General features: G+C 68.5%; 15 protein-coding genes. 4 read left to right on the top strand and 11 right to left on the bottom strand.

Annotation, left to right across the window (positions count from 1 at the left end):
* Nucleotides 1–35: 35 nt before the first annotated feature.
* The 3 genes from ACFVYE_RS14590 to ACFVYE_RS14580 are packed head-to-tail and all read right to left on the bottom strand — an operon-like array spanning nt 36 to nt 4,619.
* Complete coding sequence (locus ACFVYE_RS14590; protein ID WP_383963714.1) at nt 36–908, bottom strand: HAD family hydrolase; 873 nt, start codon at nt 906–908, stop codon at nt 36–38.
* A complete protein-coding gene (locus ACFVYE_RS14585; protein ID WP_389605715.1) occupies nt 905–3,427 on the bottom strand; it encodes a phosphoribosyltransferase in 2,523 nt (840 codons plus the stop codon). The genes ACFVYE_RS14590 and ACFVYE_RS14585 overlap by 4 nt, the downstream gene beginning before the upstream one ends.
* Nucleotides 3,428–3,455: 28 nt before the next feature.
* Nucleotides 3,456–4,619 carry an HpcH/HpaI aldolase/citrate lyase family protein gene (locus tag ACFVYE_RS14580; RefSeq protein WP_389605713.1) on the bottom strand — a complete coding sequence of 388 codons (1,164 nt, stop codon included), beginning with the start codon at nt 4,617–4,619 and terminating at the stop codon, nt 3,456–3,458.
* Between the two features lie 220 nt (nt 4,620–4,839).
* Here ACFVYE_RS14580 and ACFVYE_RS14575 point away from each other — a divergent pair, with 220 nt between their 5' ends.
* On the top strand, nt 4,840–5,712 hold the full coding sequence (locus ACFVYE_RS14575; RefSeq protein ID WP_383963722.1) for a TerD family protein: 873 nt from the start codon (nt 4,840–4,842) through the stop codon (nt 5,710–5,712).
* 87 nt (nt 5,713–5,799) lie between these two features.
* On the opposite strand, the gene ACFVYE_RS14570 is transcribed toward ACFVYE_RS14575, so the two are convergent.
* The 6 genes from ACFVYE_RS14570 to ACFVYE_RS14545 all read right to left on the bottom strand — a co-directional run bounded on the left by ACFVYE_RS14570 (nt 5,800) and on the right by ACFVYE_RS14545 (nt 10,496).
* Complete coding sequence (locus tag ACFVYE_RS14570) at nt 5,800–6,534, bottom strand: Tellurium resistance (protein ID WP_383963725.1); 735 nt, start codon at nt 6,532–6,534, stop codon at nt 5,800–5,802.
* 141 nt (nt 6,535–6,675) lie between these two features.
* On the bottom strand, nt 6,676–7,818 hold the full coding sequence (locus ACFVYE_RS14565) for a DUF475 domain-containing protein (protein WP_383963728.1): 1,143 nt from the start codon (nt 7,816–7,818) through the stop codon (nt 6,676–6,678).
* Nucleotides 7,819–7,889: 71 nt separating this feature from the next.
* On the bottom strand, nt 7,890–8,465 hold the full coding sequence (locus ACFVYE_RS14560; RefSeq protein ID WP_114244350.1) for a TerD family protein: 576 nt from the start codon (nt 8,463–8,465) through the stop codon (nt 7,890–7,892).
* A gap of 204 nt (nt 8,466–8,669) precedes the next feature.
* On the bottom strand, nt 8,670–9,245 hold the full coding sequence (locus tag ACFVYE_RS14555) for a TerD family protein (protein WP_327119004.1): 576 nt from the start codon (nt 9,243–9,245) through the stop codon (nt 8,670–8,672).
* Between the two features lie 147 nt (nt 9,246–9,392).
* A complete protein-coding gene (locus ACFVYE_RS14550) occupies nt 9,393–9,851 on the bottom strand; it encodes a peroxiredoxin (protein WP_093895495.1) in 459 nt (152 codons plus the stop codon).
* 207 nt (nt 9,852–10,058) lie between these two features.
* The gene (locus tag ACFVYE_RS14545) at nt 10,059–10,496 is read right to left on the bottom strand and encodes a DUF3052 domain-containing protein (RefSeq protein ID WP_114244351.1); all 438 of its coding nucleotides are present in this window, start codon (nt 10,494–10,496) and stop codon (nt 10,059–10,061) included.
* A gap of 469 nt (nt 10,497–10,965) precedes the next feature.
* On the opposite strand from ACFVYE_RS14545, the gene aceE reads away from it, so the two are divergent.
* Complete coding sequence (aceE, locus tag ACFVYE_RS14540; RefSeq protein WP_383963731.1) at nt 10,966–13,707, top strand: pyruvate dehydrogenase (acetyl-transferring), homodimeric type; 2,742 nt, start codon at nt 10,966–10,968, stop codon at nt 13,705–13,707.
* Between the two features lie 65 nt (nt 13,708–13,772).
* On the opposite strand, the gene ACFVYE_RS14535 is transcribed toward aceE, so the two are convergent.
* Together ACFVYE_RS14535 and ACFVYE_RS14530 are read right to left on the bottom strand one after the other, a co-directional pair.
* A complete protein-coding gene (locus ACFVYE_RS14535) occupies nt 13,773–14,135 on the bottom strand; it encodes a peptidase inhibitor family I36 protein (RefSeq protein WP_383962632.1) in 363 nt (120 codons plus the stop codon).
* A gap of 175 nt (nt 14,136–14,310) precedes the next feature.
* A complete protein-coding gene (locus ACFVYE_RS14530; protein WP_389605709.1) occupies nt 14,311–15,921 on the bottom strand; it encodes an MFS transporter in 1,611 nt (536 codons plus the stop codon).
* Between the two features lie 117 nt (nt 15,922–16,038).
* Here ACFVYE_RS14530 and ACFVYE_RS14525 point away from each other — a divergent pair, with 117 nt between their 5' ends.
* Nucleotides 16,039–16,710, top strand: a complete 672-nt coding sequence (locus ACFVYE_RS14525; RefSeq protein ID WP_383962627.1) for a TetR family transcriptional regulator — start codon at nt 16,039–16,041, stop codon at nt 16,708–16,710.
* 232 nt (nt 16,711–16,942) lie between these two features.
* Complete coding sequence (locus tag ACFVYE_RS14520) at nt 16,943–18,154, top strand: alpha/beta hydrolase (protein WP_383962624.1); 1,212 nt, start codon at nt 16,943–16,945, stop codon at nt 18,152–18,154.
* Nucleotides 18,155–18,190: the final 36 nt, after the last annotated feature.

Genomic DNA, 18,190 nt, shown 5'->3' with positions numbered 1-18,190 from the left:
GGGCCGGGCCCGCGCCGTCCCGCCCTCACATACTGCTACTTCTGGGCGAGGGCGCCTGCCCCTGGCGAGGCCCGGAGGAAGTGGCGCAGGATCTCCTCGCCCGCCGCCACACCGTGCTCGGCCGTCACATCGACGTGCGGGGCGTTCCAGCCGGTGTCGGCGAGTTCGCCGTGGGCCGGGCGCCAGGCGCGGTCGGCGGCGAGGAGCAGATCGGCGTCGAGGAGGCTGTCACCGGCGGCGAGGGTGAGTGTGGCGCCGGTGCGCCGGGCGACCTCGTTCATGGCGGCGCTCTTGGTGAGCGGGCCCGGCACGGCGTAGATCTTGCGGCCCTGGAGGGAGACCGTCCAGCCGCGGGTCTCCGCCCACTCCCCCAGTTCCTTGACCCAGCCCTCGGGCAGCAGCGCGCGTTCGACGACGAGATAGGCGAAGAGCTCCTCGGCGACCCGTTCCTTGAGCAGCCAGGCGGGGTCGGCCGCGGCCAGGAGATGGGCGCGGACCTCGGCGAGCGAGGCGCATTCGTCGGCGAGCCTGCGGGAGACCTGCGTCTGCCAGTCGGGGTCGGATTCGCCGTTGACGAGGAGGTGTCCCCCGTTGGCGCAGATCGCGAACCGCGGTGCGGGACCGGGGAGGTGGATGCGCCCGTACTGCTCGCGGGTACGGGTCGTCGTCGGGACGAAGACCGTGGTGCGAGCGAGTTCGCCGAGCAGTGTCGCGGCCGTCTCGGTCAGGTAGGAGAGCGGCTTGTGGTCGTACACCTCTACGCAGAGCAGCCGGGGGGCCTCGGCGTCCGGCATGGGGAGCTGGAGCGCCGCCGTCGAGTAGATCAGGGTGCGGTCGAGGTCGCTGGCGACCAGTGTCACGGGGGCGGTCCCGGTGGCCGGGATGGCCGCGGTGGCCGGGGGGGTCACTTCGACTCCACCGCCTTGCCGTCCGCGCCCGTCGCACCCCTGGTGTACTTCGGGTGGATCAACCCGACGCAGGTGTAGGGGAGTTCGTCGACCTCCTCGACCGGTACGCCCCGCTGCTCGGCCAGCAGGCGGATGTGCTCGAGGTCAGCGCCCGCTCCTCGCTTGGCGAGGATCTTCCACGGGACGCGGCGCAGCAGTACGCGGGTCGTCTCGCCGACACCCGGCTTGACCAGGTTCACATCGTCGATGCCGTACTCCTCGCTGATGCGTTCCACCGCGGCCCAGCCCTCCCAGGTGGGTGCGCGGTCGGCCGCGAGCAGTTCCTTGACCTCGGCGTCCACGGCGTCGACGACTTCGTCGAAGTGGTCGGCGACGGTGTCGAGGAAGTGGCCGGACACATCGGTGTCCGCAAGCTCCCGGTAGAACTTCGCGCCGTGGAAATCGTCGGGTCCGACCAGGTCGGAGCGGAGGACTGTCCGTGAAATCAGCCCGGACACGGTGGAGTTGAGGCAGGCGGACGGAATGAGGAAGTCCTCGCGGGTGCCGTAGGTACGGACGCAGCCGCCCGGGTCGGCCAGGACGGCGATCTCGGGATTGAATCCGTCGAACTCGGCGAGTGCCGCGGACAGTTCACGCGTGATCGCCCCCTTGCCGGTCCAGCCGTCGACGAAGACGACATCCGCCGGTTCGTGGTGGGCGGCCAGCCAGCGCAGGGCGTTGGCGTCGATGCCGCGGCCCCGCACGATGGAGACGGCATAGTGCGGCAGATCGAGTCCGTGCCGGTGCCGGGCCCAGCGGCGCATGAGTACGCCGACGGGAGTGCCGGCCCTGGCGAGCGAGACCAGTACGGGGCGAGGGGCGCGCTCGGCGAGGACCGTCTCGGTGACGGTGCCGACGGCGCGGGCGACGCGTGCGGCCGACAGGTCCAGCGCCGCCTTGAACAGGCTCTGGTACTGGGCGGACGGCTGGTACTCGACGGGGAGCGACTCGGCGTAGTGCGCGCCACCGCTCTGTATCGCCTCCTCGCGCTCCTCGGTGGGCGCCTCCAGTTCGGTGTCCGAGAGGTCCTGGAGCAGCCAGCCGACTTCGTCCGGCGCGTAGGAGGAGAAGGCGGGGCCGCGGAGGGGCTCGGGCAGCATGGGGGGTTCCTGCCGTTCGGAGACGTACGAGGGGAGGCCCGACGGGACGTACGAGGGGACGACCGCGAGCAGGACGTGGTCGGTGTGCGCGGAGAGCTGCGCCAACAGGCCGTCGCGGGCGTGAAGTTCGGGGGTGTCGGCGGTGGAGTCGACAGTCACGACCACGGCGTCGAATCCGGCGCCCGCGACGTTGTAAGCGTACCGGTCGCCGGGGCCGTCGGCCGGGTTGTCGTGGGCCGGGAAGACCAGCCGGCTGCGTATCGCATAGCCGGGGTCGTCCACGGCGAGGACGGGGGAACGCGTGGTCGTCGAGTAGCGCACCTCGGCGTCGGTGTGGTCCTCCAGGGCCGTGCCCAGGCGGAGGGGGGCGTACATCAGCTCCTCGAAGCCGAGGATCAGTACGCGGCGGGCGTCGCCCAGTGACGCGGCGATGCGGGCGGCCATGGCCGGGAGGACCGGCTCAAGGGCGGCCCGGTGGGCGGGGGTGAAGCCGTGCCGTCCGCCGTCGGGCACCCCGGCGGGCCACTGGATGTCCACCCGGGTGCACGGTCGGTGCCCCTGATCGACGGCCGCTCGGGGAGCGGCGGAACCGGCCCCCTCATGCGCGGCGACCAGTGCCTGGCCCTTCTCCAGGACGCCCTCCGGAAGGGCGACCGTGCCCGAGCTCCTCGCCACCAGGTCGACGCGCGCGCCGATCTCCGCGGCGAACTCGGTCAGCCTTCCGTGGTCGGCCGACGACCGCATGTCCACCAGGGCGACGACGACGTACCAGCTCCGCGGGTATCGCTCGTGCAGCGCGCGGATGGTGTTGAGCACGGTGTTGCCCGTGGAGAATTCGTCGTCGACCAGTACCAGCGGCGCGTCCGCGTATGCATCCGCGTCCGTCGGGCCGCACCCGCCCGCCAGCAGGTTCGGGTCCTCCGGAAGCAGCAGGTGCGAGGTGGCGTGCGAGTGCGACTCCTCGAAGCCGCCCGCCCGCTCCACGCCCTCGACGGGGCGGCGCGTCGAGTGCAGGTACGGCGCCACGCCGAGCCCGTCGGCGACCGCGTGGCCGAGACCGGTGGCCGTCTCCGCGTATCCGAGCACGACCGCCCGGTGCGCCTCGGCGTCACCGAGGAGTTCGCGCACCCGGCGGCCGAGCTCGAATCCGGCGCCGTACACCACGGAAGGCTTCTGCGGCACATGCTTGCCGAGCACGTTCGACACGAGCAGATGGGCCCGCTTGGGATTGCGGCGCAGGGCGAGGCCCAGCAGGTCCCTCAGCTCCCTGTCGCCGTCGGGCTTCCCGTCGCCGACGAGCTCGACGCCCAGTCGCTCCGCCACCCAGCTACCCGACCACACCACGTTCGCCGTCTCTTTCCTTGCCGCGTGCTCGCTCATCGAGACACGCTCGTTCCGCGAGGCCCGCTCATTCCGTGAGGCCCGCGGCCAGTAGTTCCACGAAACCGACGTCTTCCTTCGCCACGCCGAAGACCTCGGCCCTCTGCAGGGTCCGCTCGGCCCAGGCACGGTGCGGCTTCACTTCATTCATTTTGTTCGTGTACGCGGAGCGCATGACGCCACCGCCGCCGCGTTCCGGCCGCAGGATGTCCTGTGCGTCACTGAACTCCTCGTGACTGACCACGGACAGTGCATGCACGGGTGCGACGTGCGACGGGTGGATGCAGGTCTTGCCGAGCAGGCCGTTGGCCCGGTCGAGCTCGATCTCGCGCAGCAGGCCGTCCAGGTCGTGCTCGATCAGTGCCGTGCGCAGTTCCTCGGCCCGGCCCTCCAGGAAGGGGCTGCGGCGCAGCTGCGGTTTGAACATGCGCTCCTGGAGCCGGAAGTATTCCCACACCGGGCCGGTGATCGTGAAGCCCGTGCCGTCCGCCCGGCCCAGCACATTGACCACGTCGGCAATGACGGCGCCGACGATCTGTACGTCGTACGCAGTCATGTCGGGCGCCCGGCGGAGCCCGTAGGCCGAGCAGAAGTCGGTGACGCCGAGTCGCAGTGCGAGTACCCGCTCGCGGTACTTGTTGACGGTGCGGGTGATTCCCCGGAGTGCTTCCCTGCGGGTCTCCAGATGCAGCAGCTCGGGCGATTCGAGAACAGGCATCGCGAACAGGCGCTGCCCACACGCCTTTTCGGCGTCGGCGAGCGCTTCCATGAAGGGCACGCCACGCTCTTCGGTGAATTTCGGAAGTACAAAACCAGACAACAATCGGACGGTGCGGCCGAGCCGACTCACCAGGTCCACTATCTGGCTCGGTTCCCGGACCCGGATGAAGAGCAGGGGCACCTCGCTTCCGCGCGCATCGAGGTCTGCGAACTGTCTGACCAGGTTCTCCTCGGCGCCGGCCACCTCGGAGTCATCGATCGAGTCCTCCAGGCACAGCACCATCGAGACGACACCGCGCCCGGCCTGCTTGATGACATCGTCAGCAAGTCGCGGCCTGGTGGCAGGGCTGTACAGGGTCGCTCCCAGCGCGGCCGAAAGCATGCCGGCCGGCGAGTCCGCACCGAATTCGCGCGGCTCCTGGAAGAACAGACCCTCTCTCGCAGCGGGCGCAATATGCCCGAAATGACGCATGTGATTCCCCCGAACTGCCTGACCGACCGGACAACGTATGGCCGGTAATAGTACGTACGGACGGGTGTCAAGAGTTCCCTACGTGCATGAATTCCGGGTAACTCGTCCATTTCCCGACGGGTCCACGTACTGCGGACGACGCGGTTCCGACGCCCTGCCGAGACATCCGGTGCGACCCCCGCGTTGTCCGCACAGGCAGCCAGCAGGCAGGATGACGGGCATGACGCACGCGATGGTGAAAGGCTCGAACGTCCCTCTGGACGCCATGGCCGTACGGGCCGTGCTGCGCTGGACCCCGGGCGCCGGGGTTCCGGATGTGGACGCCTCGGCGCTGCTGCTCGGAGCCGGTGGCGGCGTGCGCTCGGACGAGGACTTCGTCTTCTACAACCAGCCCCGCCACCCCTCGGGCCTGGTGCGAAGGCTGCCGAAGCGCAGTGTCCCCGAGGGACTCACGGACAGCATCGAGGCCGACCTCAGCGCGCTCGACCCCTCGGTCGATCAGGTGGTCATCGCCGCATCCTCCGACGGAGCCCCATTCGCTCAGGTGCGCGATCTGCGCATCCTGCTGTACGACGCGGCATCGGCGGGCAGGGACCCGCTCGCCGTCTTCGATGTGCGGCCGGAGACCGGCGAGGAGACGGCGATCATCTGCGGCGAGCTCTACCGGCGCGGCGATGGCTGGAAATTCCGGGCCGTGGGACAGGGCTATCCGACCGGTCTGGTCGGTCTCGCGACCGCCTTCGGTATCTCGGTCGACGAGGCGGAGGCCGCGGCGGAGCCCGGCCCGGCCCCCTCGCCGGTAACGGTTCCCTCGCCCGTAGCAGCGCCCGCTTTCCCGCCGCCCGCGCCCGCGTTCCCGCCCGCGCCGGCCCCCGGTCCCGACTCGCAGGCCACCGTCCAGCACCGGCAGCCCGCCTACGGCTACCCGCAGCCCGCGGTGGCCCAGCAGGCTCCGCAGCCCGCGTACGGGTATCCGCAGCCTGCCGCCGCCCAGCCCGCCTACGGCTATCCGCAGCCTGCCGCGGCTGCGGCGCCCGCGCCCGACCCGAATTTCGTGCTGCCACCGCAGGGGCCGCAGTTCGTACGGTCCTGAGGCGGCCATGAGACGGTCGCGGGACGCGCGGCCCCGGAACGGCACCTGGGGTGACGCTGATCCGCCTGCGGCCCGTCCGGCGTCGGCTCAGGTCCGGGACTTGTAGCCCCGTCCCCACTGCATGCCCCAGCCGTACAGCCGGTCCAGCTCCGACTGGAATCCGTACACGAACTTCACCTCGCGCCGCACGATCAGCTCGTCCTTGATGTTCTCCACCGTGAACACGGCGCAGGAGCGGGCCTGTGGGGCCCGCTCGTCGAGTTCGATCTCGATCCGCGGGCCGTTGCCCGGGTAGAGCGTCACCTTGGCGTGCGTACGGTCGAAGGCCGGCGTCTGGTCATAGATGTAGACGAAGAACAGCAGCCGCTTGATCTGGTCGCGCTGGTCGAGATTGACATAGACGGTCTCGCCCGACGGTGCCCCGAAGCGGTCGTCCCCGCTGAGCCGGATGTACGGCGGCCCGTTCAGGTCGCCGATGAGGTTGCCCAGGGGCTGGACCACGCCCTTGGTGCCGTCCTTCAGCTCGTACATGCAGCCCAGGTCCAGGTCGACGTTGACCATGCCCTGGGTGTGCGCCTGGACCACGTCGGGCTGGAAGAGCTTCAGCGGCCGCAGCAGCCGGCCGCTCTGCCGCGACCGGCCCATGATGTCCGACGTACGCATCTGCCAGGAGAGGTTGACCCGCAGATTGCCGGTCAGCGCCCCCTGTTTGGTGAGCGAGACCGTGGCGTGCCGCCGGGACAGCACGATGGAGCTGGTCGCCGCGCTGCCCGACTCGAACTGTGCCTCCCGCCGCGGCCACAGGCCGTCCCAGAACGCCATCCCCAACCCCCACACGTCTCGGTAGTACACCGGCCCCGCACACATCACTGCGGGACGGCCGCCGGGCCGGATCCGGGTGTTCCCGGAGAACCGTCACCGTACGGACCGCCCCGCTGAGAGCGTTCCTCAATCCCTACCGGGTCACACCCCGGACGGGACTTCCGCCTTGGAACCGGCGTCGTCGCCGCCTTCGGCTTCCAGCGCCTTGTTGCGCCGGACCGAGGACCAGAACGACCAGGCGATCAGCACGACGCCGGTCAGGCCGGTGATGAGCTCGTTGATCTGGTACTGGATGGTGACGAGCAGGAGCACGGCCAGCGCACCGATCGCGTAGTGGGCGCCGTGCTCCAGGTAGACGTAGTCGTCGAGCGTGCCCTGGCGGACCAGGTAGACCGTGAGCGAACGGACGTACATGGCGCCGATGCCAAGGCCGAGGGCCATCAGCACGATCTCGTTGGTGACGGCGAAGGCACCGATGACACCGTCGAACGAGAAGGACGCGTCGAGCACTTCCAGGTAGAGGAACATGAAGAACGCGGCCTTGCCGGAGAGTACGACCGCGGAGACCTTCCCACCGCTCTTCCTGGCCTCCTCCTCGGCCTCGTGCTCGCGCTCTTCCTCCTCCTCCAGCTTGTTCTCGAAGAAGCCGGAGAGGCCACCGACGATGAGGTACGTGATCAGACCGGCGACACCGGCGAGCAGGACCGTTTCCGCCTTGTCCGCGTGACCGCCACCGTGCTGGTGCGCGTTGGTCGCGACGGTCATGGCCGCGACCAGCAGCACGATCAGCGAGATGCAGACCGACAGCATGTCGACCTTGCCGAGCTTGGCGAGCGGACGCTCGATCCAGCGCAGCCACTGGATGTCACGTTCCTCGAAAATGAAGTCGAGGAAGATCATCAGCAGGAACATGCCACCGAAGGCGGCAATCGCCGGGTGGGCGTCGGTGACCAGTTCCTGATAGCGATCGGGCTGGTTGAACGAAAGATCGACCGCTTCGATCGGGCCGATCTTGGCGGTGATGGCCACGATCACGACGGGGAACACCAGCCGCATACCGAAGACCGCGATGAGCACACCGATCGTGAGGAAGATCTTCTGCCAGAAGGCATTCATCTTCTTCAGGATTCCGGCGTTGACCACCGCATTGTCGAAGGACAGCGAGATCTCCAGGACGGAAAGAATCGCAACCACTCCGAAGGCTTCCCACCCCCCGTAGATCACCGCTGCGACCAGGCCGAGCGCGGTAATCGCGAACGACCAGCCGAAGGTTTTCAGAAGCACTGGCTACCCCATCGTGTATGTAACGGGTCTCCCCCGGGTGTGTACGGGGCTCCCCCGCGCCGTGCGCGGCTTTACGAAACGTTGACCCCGAAGTCTAGAGCGATACCGCGCAGCCCCGACGCGTACCCCTGTCCCACTGCACGGAACTTCCACTCGCCGTTGTACCGATAGAGCTCGCCGAAGATCATCGCGGTTTCCGTCGAGGCGTCCTCGCTGAGGTCGTAACGCGCGAGTTCCTGACCGTCCGCCTGGTTCACCACGCGGATGAACGCATTGCTGACCTGCCCGAAGGTCTGCCCTCGATTGTCCGCCTCATGGATCGAGACCGGAAAAATGATCTTGTCGCAGTGCGCCGGCACCTGGGTGAGATTCACGATGACCGACTCGTCGTCGCCCTCGCCCTCACCCGTGAGGTTGTCGCCGGTGTGCTCCACGGAGCCGTCGGGGCTCGTGAGGTTGTTGTAGAACACGAACCATTCGTCGCCGAGCACCCGGCCCGACTGGCACAGCAGCGCGCTGGCGTCGAGGTCGAAGTCGGCGCCCGTGGTGGATCGTGCGTCCCAGCCGAGCCCGACCAGCACCTGGGTGAGGTTGGGTGCGGCCTTGGAGAGGGAGACATTGCCTCCCTTGGCGAGCGTGACGCCCATGGTGTGTCCTCCCCGAGTCGATGAACCGTCTGTTGAGCCGTTGAGCCGGTGAAGCGTTGAACTGTCGAGCCGTTCAGCAGCCGGAGCCCGCCCGCTGAACGAACTGTTCAGCGCGTCCGGCGCCGTACGGGGTGCGGCGCCGGACGGGGTACATGCTGACGTGGCCCGGGCTGCGCCTCGGCGGCCCGGCCCGGTCGCGTCTTCTCAGACGTTGACGCCGAAGTCCTGCGCGATGCCGCGCAGCCCCGAGGCGTAACCCTGACCGATGGCGCGGAACTTCCACTCCGCCCCATTGCGGTACAGCTCACCGAAGACCATGGCGGTCTCCGTCGAGGCGTCCTCGCTCAGGTCGTAACGCGCCAGCTCGGTGTTGTCGGCCTGGTTGACCACGCGGATGTACGCGTTGCGCACCTGGCCGAAGCTCTGCTGGCGGGTCTCGGCCTCGTAGATCGAGACCGGGAAGACGATCTTGTCGACATCGGCCGGAACGCCGGCCAGGTTCACCTTGATGACCTCGTCGTCGCCCTCGCCCTCACCGGTGAGGTTGTCACCGGTGTGCTCGACGGAGCCGTCGGGGCTCTTGAGGTTGTTGAAGAAGACGAAGTTGCCGTCGCTGCCGACCTTGCCCTCGGCGTTCGTCAGCAGGGCGCTGGCGTCGAGGTCGAAGTCACCACCGGTGGTGGTACGAGCGTCCCAGCCCAGACCGACGATGACCGCGGTCAGGTTGGGCGCGGCCTTGGTCAGCGAGACGTTGCCGCCCTTGCTGAGGCTGACTCCCACGAGTCCTCCCATTGGTTTCCTTGGGGGCCGGCGGGCGCCGGCGCCTCCACGTTGCGTTGGCATCCGATCAACGAGTGGATCCTAGTGACCGGTTCCCGGCCAAAGCAGGCTTTTGGCCGGGACGCCCGCAGATCCACCGCTCCCGGATCAGAGCGTGTCGAGCGCCTTGATGTAGTCGTTGAGGTCGCGCGCGTCGGGCAGACCGTTGACGACGGTCCAGCGCACCACGCCCTCCTTGTCGATGATGAAGGTGCCGCGCACCGCGCAGCCCTTCTCCTCGTCGAAGACGCCGTATGCCCGCGAGGTCTCGCCGTGCGGCCAGAAGTCCGAGACCAGCGGGTACTCGAGACCTTCCTGCTCGGCGAAGACGCGCAGGGTGTGGATGGAGTCGTTGGAGACGGCGAGCAGCTGCGTGTCGTCGTTCTCGAACTTCGGCAGCTCGTCGCGGAGCGCGCAGAGCTCACCCGTGCAGACGCCGGTGAAGGCGAACGGGTAGAACAGCAGCACGACATTCTTCTCACCGCGGAAGTCGGAGAGCTTCACGGTCCGGCCGTGGTTGTCCTTCAGCTCGAAATCCGGGGCCTGGGTGCCGACCTCGATCGCCATGAAACGCGTCCCTTCGCTACGTTCACCGGGCTGGGCTGTCCGGGTGGCTCCCACCCTACGCAGAGCCCGCAGCAGGCCACGCAGCGCCCGCGCGGGGGCACCCTGCACCCCAACCGTACGAACAAGGCGCCCGGCAAGCGTATGAAGAAGGCCCCCGGCGGCTCATGCCGTCGGGGGCCTTCTGGGCGAGTGCGTGGCGAATGCGGTTCAGCGCTTGGCTTTGGCCGCCTTCGGTGTGACCAGACGGCTTCCCGTCCAGTCCTTGCCCGCATTGATGCTCTTGGTCTGGGAGAGACCGGCCGTCTGTGCAGCCTCGTTGATGTCGCTCGGTTCGACGTATCCATCACGGCCGGTCTTCGGCGTCATCAGCCAGACCGCACCGCCGTCCTCGATCAGACCAATGGCATCCACCAGCGCGTCCGTAAGGTCGCCGTCCTCGTCGCGGAACCACAGCAGGACGACGTCTGCGACGTCGTCGTAGTCCTCATCGACGAGATCCTGGCCGGTAGTGGCCTCAATGCCCTCACGGAGCTCCTGCTCGACGTCGTCGTCGTAGCCGATCTCCTGGACCACCTGTCCGGGCTCGAACCCCAGGCGTGCTGCCGGGTTGGTCCGCTCCTCCGCGTGGTCCGCGGTCGCGCTCACGGGTTGCCTCCTGATCATGTTTCGGAAAATGCTTCAGCCACGCGCGTGCGCGGGGCGTTGGCCGTAGTCCACACGGGAGCGGCGGATCGCGCAAGTACCCAGCGTCCGAGACCGCCTAAACGGTGACGTTCCCTGCCACGTCACCGCACTGTCGGGAGGTCCCCCGCGGGGGCCGACGCTACCGTCACACCCTTTACGTCCTTCCACAGCTTATGCCGTTTCGGTCCGCCATTCGGAGTCGAACATCCTTTGGGAACGCTTGGACGGGTTGGGCGTATGGTTGCGGTTTGGACCAGCCCATCCCCGCGCTACGGACGCGATGTCTCGCAACACGGCGGTTACCCCTCGGTAGAGATGACGTTTGCGCCCCTGCGGTACACGATGGTGATGGCGTACATGCATACATCCCGGGGGCATGTTCTCCCGTAACCAGGCCCCGTAGAGCAGCACCTAATAGCGAAGGAACAGCGTGGCTTCCGGATCCGATCGCAACCCGATCATCATTGGCGGCCTGCCGAGCCAGGTCCCGGACTTCGATCCCGAAGAGACCCAGGAATGGCTCGACTCGCTCGACGCCGCCGTCGACGAGCGAGGCCGTGAGCGGGCCCGTTACCTGATGCTCCGGCTCATCGAGCGCGCGCGCGAGAAGCGCGTCGCCGTGCCGGAGATGCGCAGCACGGACTACGTGAACACGATCGCCACGAAGGACGAGCCGTTCTTCCCCGGCGACGAGGAGATCGAGCGCAAGGTCCTCAACGCGACGCGCTGGAACGCGGCCGTGATGGTGTCGCGCGCCCAGCGTCCGGGGATCGGTGTCGGCGGGCACATCGCCACCTTCGCCTCCTCGGCCTCGCTGTACGACGTGGGCTTCAACCACTTCTTCCGGGGCAAGGACGACGGTCTGGGCGGCGACCAGATCTTCTTCCAGGGGCACGCGTCCCCGGGTATCTACGCCCGCGCCTTCCTGCTCGACCGGCTGAGCGAGGCGCAGCTCGACGCCTTCCGCCAGGAGAAGTCGAAGGCGCCGAACGGCCTGTCCAGCTACCCGCACCCGCGGCTGATGCCGGACTTCTGGGAGTTCCCGACCGTCTCGATGGGCCTCGGTCCGCTCGGCGCGATCTACCAGGCCCGGATGAACCGCTACATGGAGGCGCGCGGCATCGCCGACACCTCCCAGTCGCATGTGTGGGCTTATCTGGGCGACGGCGAGATGGACGAGCCCGAGTCGCTCGGCCAGCTCTCCATCGCCGCCCGTGAGGGCCTGGACAACCTGACCTTCGTGGTCAACTGCAACCTGCAGCGCCTCGACGGTCCGGTGCGCGGCAACGGCAAGATCATCCAGGAGCTGGAGTCGCAGTTCCGCGGCGCCGGATGGAATGTCATCAAGCTGGTCTGGGACCGTTCCTGGGACCCGCTGCTCGCGCAGGACCGCACGGGCATCCTGGTCAACAAGCTGAACACCACGCCGGACGGCCAGTTCCAGACGTACGCCACCGAGTCCGGCGCGTACATCCGTGACCACTTCTTCGGGGACGACCCGCGGCTGCGCGACATGGTCAAGGACATGACCGACGACCAGATCCTGCACCTGGGCCGCGGCGGTCACGACCACAAGAAGGTCTACGCGGCCTATGCCGCGGCCAAGGCCCACAAGGGCCAGCCGACGGTGATCCTCGCGCAGACGGTCAAGGGCTGGACGCTCGGACCGAACTTCGAGGGCCGCAACGCGACCCACCAGATGAAGAAGCTCACGGTCGAGGACCTCAAGAGGTTCCGCGACCGGCTGCACATCCCGATCACGGACAAGCAGCTGGACGAAGGCTACCCGCCGTACTACCACCCGGGCCGCGACTCGGAAGAGATCCAGTACATGCACGACCGCCGCAAGGGTCTGGGCGGCTACGTCCCGACCCGTGTGGTACGCGCGAAGCCGCTGGTCCTCCCCGAGGACAAGACATACGCGACCGCGAAGAAGGGTTCGGGCCAGCAGTCGATCGCCACGACCATGGCGTTCGTCCGCATCCTGAAGGACCTCATGCGGGACAAGGAGATCGGCAAGCGCTTCGTGCTGATCGCACCCGACGAGTACCGCACCTTCGGCATGGACGCGTTCTTCCCGAGCGCGAAGATCTACAACCCGCTGGGTCAGCAGTACGAGGCGGTGGACCGCGATCTGCTGCTCGCGTACAAGGAGTCGCCGACCGGTCAGATGCTGCACGACGGCATCTCCGAGGCCGGCTGCACGGCCTCGCTGATCGCCGCCGGCTCGGCGTACGCCACGCACGGCGAGCCGCTGATCCCGGTGTACGTCTTCTACTCGATGTTCGGTTTCCAGCGCACCGGCGACCAGTTCTGGCAGATGGCCGACCAGCTCGCGCGCGGCTTCGTGCTGGGTGCGACCGCCGGTCGTACGACTCTGACCGGTGAGGGTCTCCAGCACGCGGACGGCCACTCGCAGCTGCTCGCCTCGACGAACCCGGGCTGTGTCGCTTACGACCCGGCCTTCAGCTACGAGATCGCGCACATCGTCAAGGACGGTCTGCGCCGGATGTACGGCGGGACCCCCGACGAGAACGAGGACGTCTTCTACTACCTCACCGTCTACAACGAGCCGATCCAGCACCCGGCCGAGCCCGAGAACGTGGATGTCGAAGGCATCCTCAAGGGCGTGTACCGCTACAAGAGCGCCGAGCGGGGCCAGATCCCGGCCCAGATCCTGGCGTCCGGTGTGGCGGTCCCGTGGGCGGTGGAGGCACAGCGGATCCTCGCCGACGAGTGGAACGTCCGGGCGGACGTCTGGTCGGCGACCTCCTGGAACGAGCTGCGCCGCGAGGCCGTGGACGTGGAGCGGTACAACCTGCTGCACCCCGAGGAGGAGCAGCGCGTCCCGTATGTCACGCGGAAGCTCTCCGGCTCCGAGGGCCCGTTCGTGGCGGTCTCGGACTGGATGCGTTCCGTACCGGACCAGATCGCGCGCTGGGTGCCCGGTGCGTACCAGTCGCTGGGTGCGGACGGCTTCGGCTTCGCCGACACCCGTGGTGCGGCCCGCCGGTTCTTCCACATCGACGCACAGTCGATCGTCCTCGCGGTGCTCACCGAGCTCGCCAAGGAGGGCCGGATCGACCGTTCGCTGCTGAAGACGGCGATCGACCGGTACGAGCTGCTCGATGTGACCGCGGCCGACCCGGGCGCGGCCGGCGGCGACGCGTAAGCACGGCGAACCATGGTTGAAGGGCGGCGGGACCTCCTGGTCCCGCCGCCCTTCGGCGTGTCCGGTCAGTTCTCCCAGACCTTGAAGGCCCTGACCTGGTACGGGGACTGGGGCACCCAGGTGCCGCCGCCCGGATAGGTCTCGAACTCACCCGTCTCGGCACACTCCGCCGACTGGTACGTGGTGACGGGCCGGCCCGTGCGGTTGGCGAGCGCCTGGACCTTGCTGCCCGCCGGCAGCGGGACACAGCTCTCGATGTCGATCGTGGACAGCTCGTGGATCTGCCGGGCGCCGGTGAAGTCCGGCTTCTCCCAGAGACAGAGCTGGCCGCTTCCGCAGGCCCCGGGCCGGGCGGGTGAGGAGTGGGCCGCGGTCTGCGGAATCAGGGCGGTGGCGGCCAGGGCGGCGGCAAGAACGGTCGTGCGCATGGAAATCGACCCCCGTGGTGGTGCGAATCAGTTGCACGCACCCTGACCTGCGGGGCGATGCCTGGGGAAGAGGCTGCGGGTCACACCACCCTGATAGGCGACAGCCCCGCCGGAACGGTCCGACGGGGCTGTCGTACGCACTGTGTTGACGCCTCGCAGGCATCGCGACGAGCGATCAGATGTGACCCGCGCCCGCGCCCGCCTCGGCATTCGCACCGCGCTTGGTGAGTGTGGCGACCAGCGCGGCGACCACCGCGACGATACCGGCCACCATGAACGCCGTGCTCATGCCCGACACGAACGTGTCATGGGCGACGCCCGCGATCTGCGCCGCGACCTCCGGCGGAGTGTTGCCGCCCACCGGAGGTACGCCGACCTCGACGGCCGAGGACGCAGCATCCAGCTGCTCCGGCGTAAGGGGCGGAAGCTTCGCGGCCGTCCAGTTGTCGGCCAGTTTCGAGTCGACCTGGGAGGCCATGACCGCGCCCAGCACCGCAGTGCCGAGGCTGCCGCCGACCTGCATGGCGGCCTGCTGCAGACCGCCCGCGACACCGGAGAGCTCCATCGGGGCGTTGCCGACGATGACCTCGGTGGCGCCGACCATCACCGGTGCGAGGCCGAGGCCGAGCAGACCGAACCAGATCGACATGGTCAGGGTGCCGGTGCCGATGGTCAGCTGCGACATGCCGAACATGGCGACCGCCGTGCACACCATGCCGCCGACCAGCGGTACCCGCGGGCCGAACTTGGTGATCATGGCGCCCGCGAGCGGCGAGGCGACGATCATCATTCCGGTCAGCGGCAGCAGGTGCAGACCGCTGTCGACAGGGCTCAGGCCGTGCACGTTCTGGAGGTAGAAGGTGACGAAGAACAGCCCGCCCATGAAGGCGAACGCCATCAGCACCATCAGGACCGCGCCCGCGGACAGCGGCACGGACCGGAACATCGCCAGCGGGATCAGCGGCTCCCTGACGTTCTTCTGCGAGAACGCGAAGACCACGAACAGGGCCACGGCGGCGCCCAGGAAGCCGAGCGTCTTGTAGTCGCCCCAGCCCCACTCGGCGCCCTTGATGAGCGCCCAGATCAGGCAGAACATCGCCTGCGACAGCAGCACGATGCCGCCGATGTCGAAGGAGCGCGGCGCGTTCTCGGCGCGGTGGTCCTTGAGGATCACCAGGCCCAGCACAAGCGCGATCACACCGACCGGCACATTGATGAAGAAGACCGACTGCCAGCTGACGTGCTCGACGAGCACACCGCCGAGGATCGGGCCGCCCGCGGTGGAGGCGCCGATCACCATGCCCCAGATGCCGATCGCCATGTTCAGCTTCTCGGCCGGGAAGGTGGCGCGCAGCAGGCCGAGCGCGGCGGGCATCAGCAAGGCACCGAAGAGGCCCTGGAGCACCCGGAACACGATCACCAGTGCGACGCTGCCGGAGAGGCCGATGGCCCCCGATGCCGCGGCGAAGCCGACGACACCTATGAGGAAGGTCTGGCGGTGGCCGAACCGGTCACCGAGCTTGCCCGCGGTGATCAGGGAGACCGCGAGGGCGAGCATGTAGCCGTTGGTGATCCACTGGACATCGGCGAGCGAGGCGCCCAGGTCCTGCTGGATGGCGGGGTTGGCGATCGCGACGATCGTGCCGTCGAGCGCGACCATCATCACGCCGATGGCCACGGAGAAGAGCGTCAGCCAGGGGTGGCCGCGCAGCCCCTTGGCAGGTGCGGGTGCGGCGGTGTCCTGCGGCTCCCGCGACGCCTTTTCGACGGTGGTCTGACTAGTCATGCCCGGGAGATTAGTGTCAGTCGCTGACAGTTGACAAACGATTTCACAAGACGGTAACTGTCACGTAGCTCACAGGTACGCTGAGCTGGACAAAGCAGGGGAAAGAGGACCACTTCAGTGACCGATGGGCAGCGGGCCGTGCATCCGACCGGACTGCGCGAACGGAAGAAACGACGCACCCGGGACGCCCTGCTGCACGCCGCCCTCGATCTTTTCACCGCCCAGGGGTACGAGGAGACCACCGTCGACGAGATCGTCGACGCCGTCGAGGTCTCCCAGCGCACTTTCTTCCGCTACTTCGCCGGCAAGGAGGAGGCCGCCTTCGCCATCCAGGAGATGGTGGAGTCGCACTTCCTCTCGGAGCTGCGCCGGCGCCCCGCCTCGGAAGCCCCGTTCGAGGCCATGCGCAGCGCGGTCCTCTGCGCCTGGAACAGCATCGGCGAGGCGATCGAGGCGGTCATCACGGTCGAACTCCATATGCGCACGTACCGGATGATCGAGTCGACGCCGTCGCTGCTCGCCGCCCACCTGCGGCGCAGCATGGATCTGGAGAACCAGATCGCGCTGCTGATCGCCGAGCGCGAGGGGCTCGACGTGAGGACGGACCCCCGGCCGAGGGTCGCCGTGGCCGCGTTCTGCGGGGTGATGCGGGTGACCGGGCAGCTCTGGGGGCAGGGGCGGGACATCAGCGTGGACTCGTTGCGCACGCTGACCGAGGTGTACCTGGACCAGCTCGGACCGGCGCTGGCCGGGAACTGGCGGGCGGGGGCCGGCGCCGGGCTCAGGTAGCGACATGGAAACTCCGTCCGATGTGCTGCACGCCTCACTGCCACGGCATGACCGACGTCACAACCGCCGCGCCCCGATGGCCATATGCGACGCTCCGGGGATGTTCCGCGCGCCCGAGTGTGCGCGCCGCACCAACACAGCGTGAAATGAACCGCCTTGAATTCCCGACAGCCGGGTGATGTGTGTCACCCTCTTCACGGCTGCCGTCGCGCGTCTCCTAATGTGGGCCGAAGTGACTTCCTTCGACTCCTCCCCCACGCTCACCGCATGGCGCGCGCTGCTCGCCGTCGCGGTTGTGTTCGTGATGCTGGCGACCACTGGCTGGACCGCCGTACGTCACCCGCACTCCGACGAGCCACGCACCGTCGCACTCGCCTCCTGGGCCCGGGGCCACGTGGCGGGCCGCGCGCTGCCGGACGCCGACGCACCGCCGCACCGCCTGGCGCAGTTCTTCGCCACGCTCACGGCCGCTCAGCGCACCGGTCTTGCCGACAAGTACCCCTTGGTCGTGGGCAATCTGAACGGCGCCCCGGTGACCCTGCGCTACCACGCCAACCGGCTGGCCCTGGTGCAGGCGGGGACGGTCGAGCGGCAGCGCATGCACGACGCCAGGCTCTCCCCCGACGGCCGCGCCGAGGCGCTCCGCCGGATGAACCGCTTCCGGTCGATGCTCGCCGAGGGGCGGCACATCCTCGCCTTCGACCCGTCCGGAAAGGGCCGGGCCGCAGAGGTGTTCGGTGATCTCGACCTGGCCGAACGGGTCTCCGTGATCGTCCCCGGCGTCGACACCAACCTGCTGACGCTGGAGCGGCCCGCCCCCAAGGTGAACGCCGCGCCGGTCGGTATGGCGAAGTCGCTGTACGCGGCGGAGCGCGCCGCGAGCCCGGGCACCCGTACCGCCGTCATCGCCTGGGCCGACTACACCACGCCCGCCGGAATCGGTATGGACGCGGCCCTGGGAAACCTCGCCGAGCGCGGGGCGGTGCGGCTGAACGCGCTGGTGGGAGCGCTGCCCGGGGACGCCCCGGTCTCGCTGTTCTGCCACAGTTACGGCTCGGTGCTGTGCGGTGTCGCCGCACATGAACTGCCCGCCAGGGTCGCCGACATCGCGGTCGCGGGCAGCCCCGGCATGCGGGTGGAGAACGCGGGACAGCTGCACACCGGGGCCAGGGTGTGGGCCATGCGGGACCACGACGACTGGATCGAGGACGTACCGAACCTGGAGCTGGGCGGTCTCGGGCACGGTGCCGATCCGGTCGACCCGGGCTTCGGCGCACGCATCGTCTCGGCGGCCGACGCGGTCGGGCACAGCGGCTATTTCGAGCCGGGCACCGAGAGCCTCAGCAACTTCGCCTCCATTGGCGTGGGGGCCTACAGCTCGATCAGCTGTGCGAACTCCGACAGCGCCTGCCACGACGGAGTCACCAGCAGCCAGGGAATCTGACGGGCAGAGCGAGCCGTGGTCGGCCGCATATCGGGA

This window comes from Streptomyces sp. NPDC058239, from assembly GCF_042882185.1.
GTDB lineage: Bacteria > Actinomycetota > Actinomycetes > Streptomycetales > Streptomycetaceae > Streptomyces.
Note: the sequence above shows the minus strand (reverse complement) of the source record. Positions and strands in the feature narration are given on the sequence as shown.

What these genes read in the sequence shown, in the direction of transcription:
- ACFVYE_RS14585 (WP_389605715.1), bottom strand. Translation starts at nt 3,427, where the DNA reads ATGAGCGAGCACGCGGCAAGGAAAGAGACGGCGAACGTGGTGTGGTCG.
- ACFVYE_RS14580 (WP_389605713.1), bottom strand. Translation starts at nt 4,619, where the DNA reads ATGCGTCATTTCGGGCATATTGCGCCCGCTGCGAGAGAGGGTCTGTTC.
- ACFVYE_RS14575 (WP_383963722.1), top strand. Translation starts at nt 4,840, where the DNA reads ATGACGCACGCGATGGTGAAAGGCTCGAACGTCCCTCTGGACGCCATG.
- ACFVYE_RS14570 (WP_383963725.1), bottom strand. Translation starts at nt 6,534, where the DNA reads ATGGCGTTCTGGGACGGCCTGTGGCCGCGGCGGGAGGCACAGTTCGAG.
- ACFVYE_RS14560 (WP_114244350.1), bottom strand. Translation starts at nt 8,465, where the DNA reads ATGGGCGTCACGCTCGCCAAGGGAGGCAATGTCTCCCTCTCCAAGGCC.
- ACFVYE_RS14550 (WP_093895495.1), bottom strand. Translation starts at nt 9,851, where the DNA reads ATGGCGATCGAGGTCGGCACCCAGGCCCCGGATTTCGAGCTGAAGGAC.
- ACFVYE_RS14535 (WP_383962632.1), bottom strand. Translation starts at nt 14,135, where the DNA reads ATGCGCACGACCGTTCTTGCCGCCGCCCTGGCCGCCACCGCCCTGATT.
- ACFVYE_RS14530 (WP_389605709.1), bottom strand. Translation starts at nt 15,921, where the DNA reads ATGACTAGTCAGACCACCGTCGAAAAGGCGTCGCGGGAGCCGCAGGAC.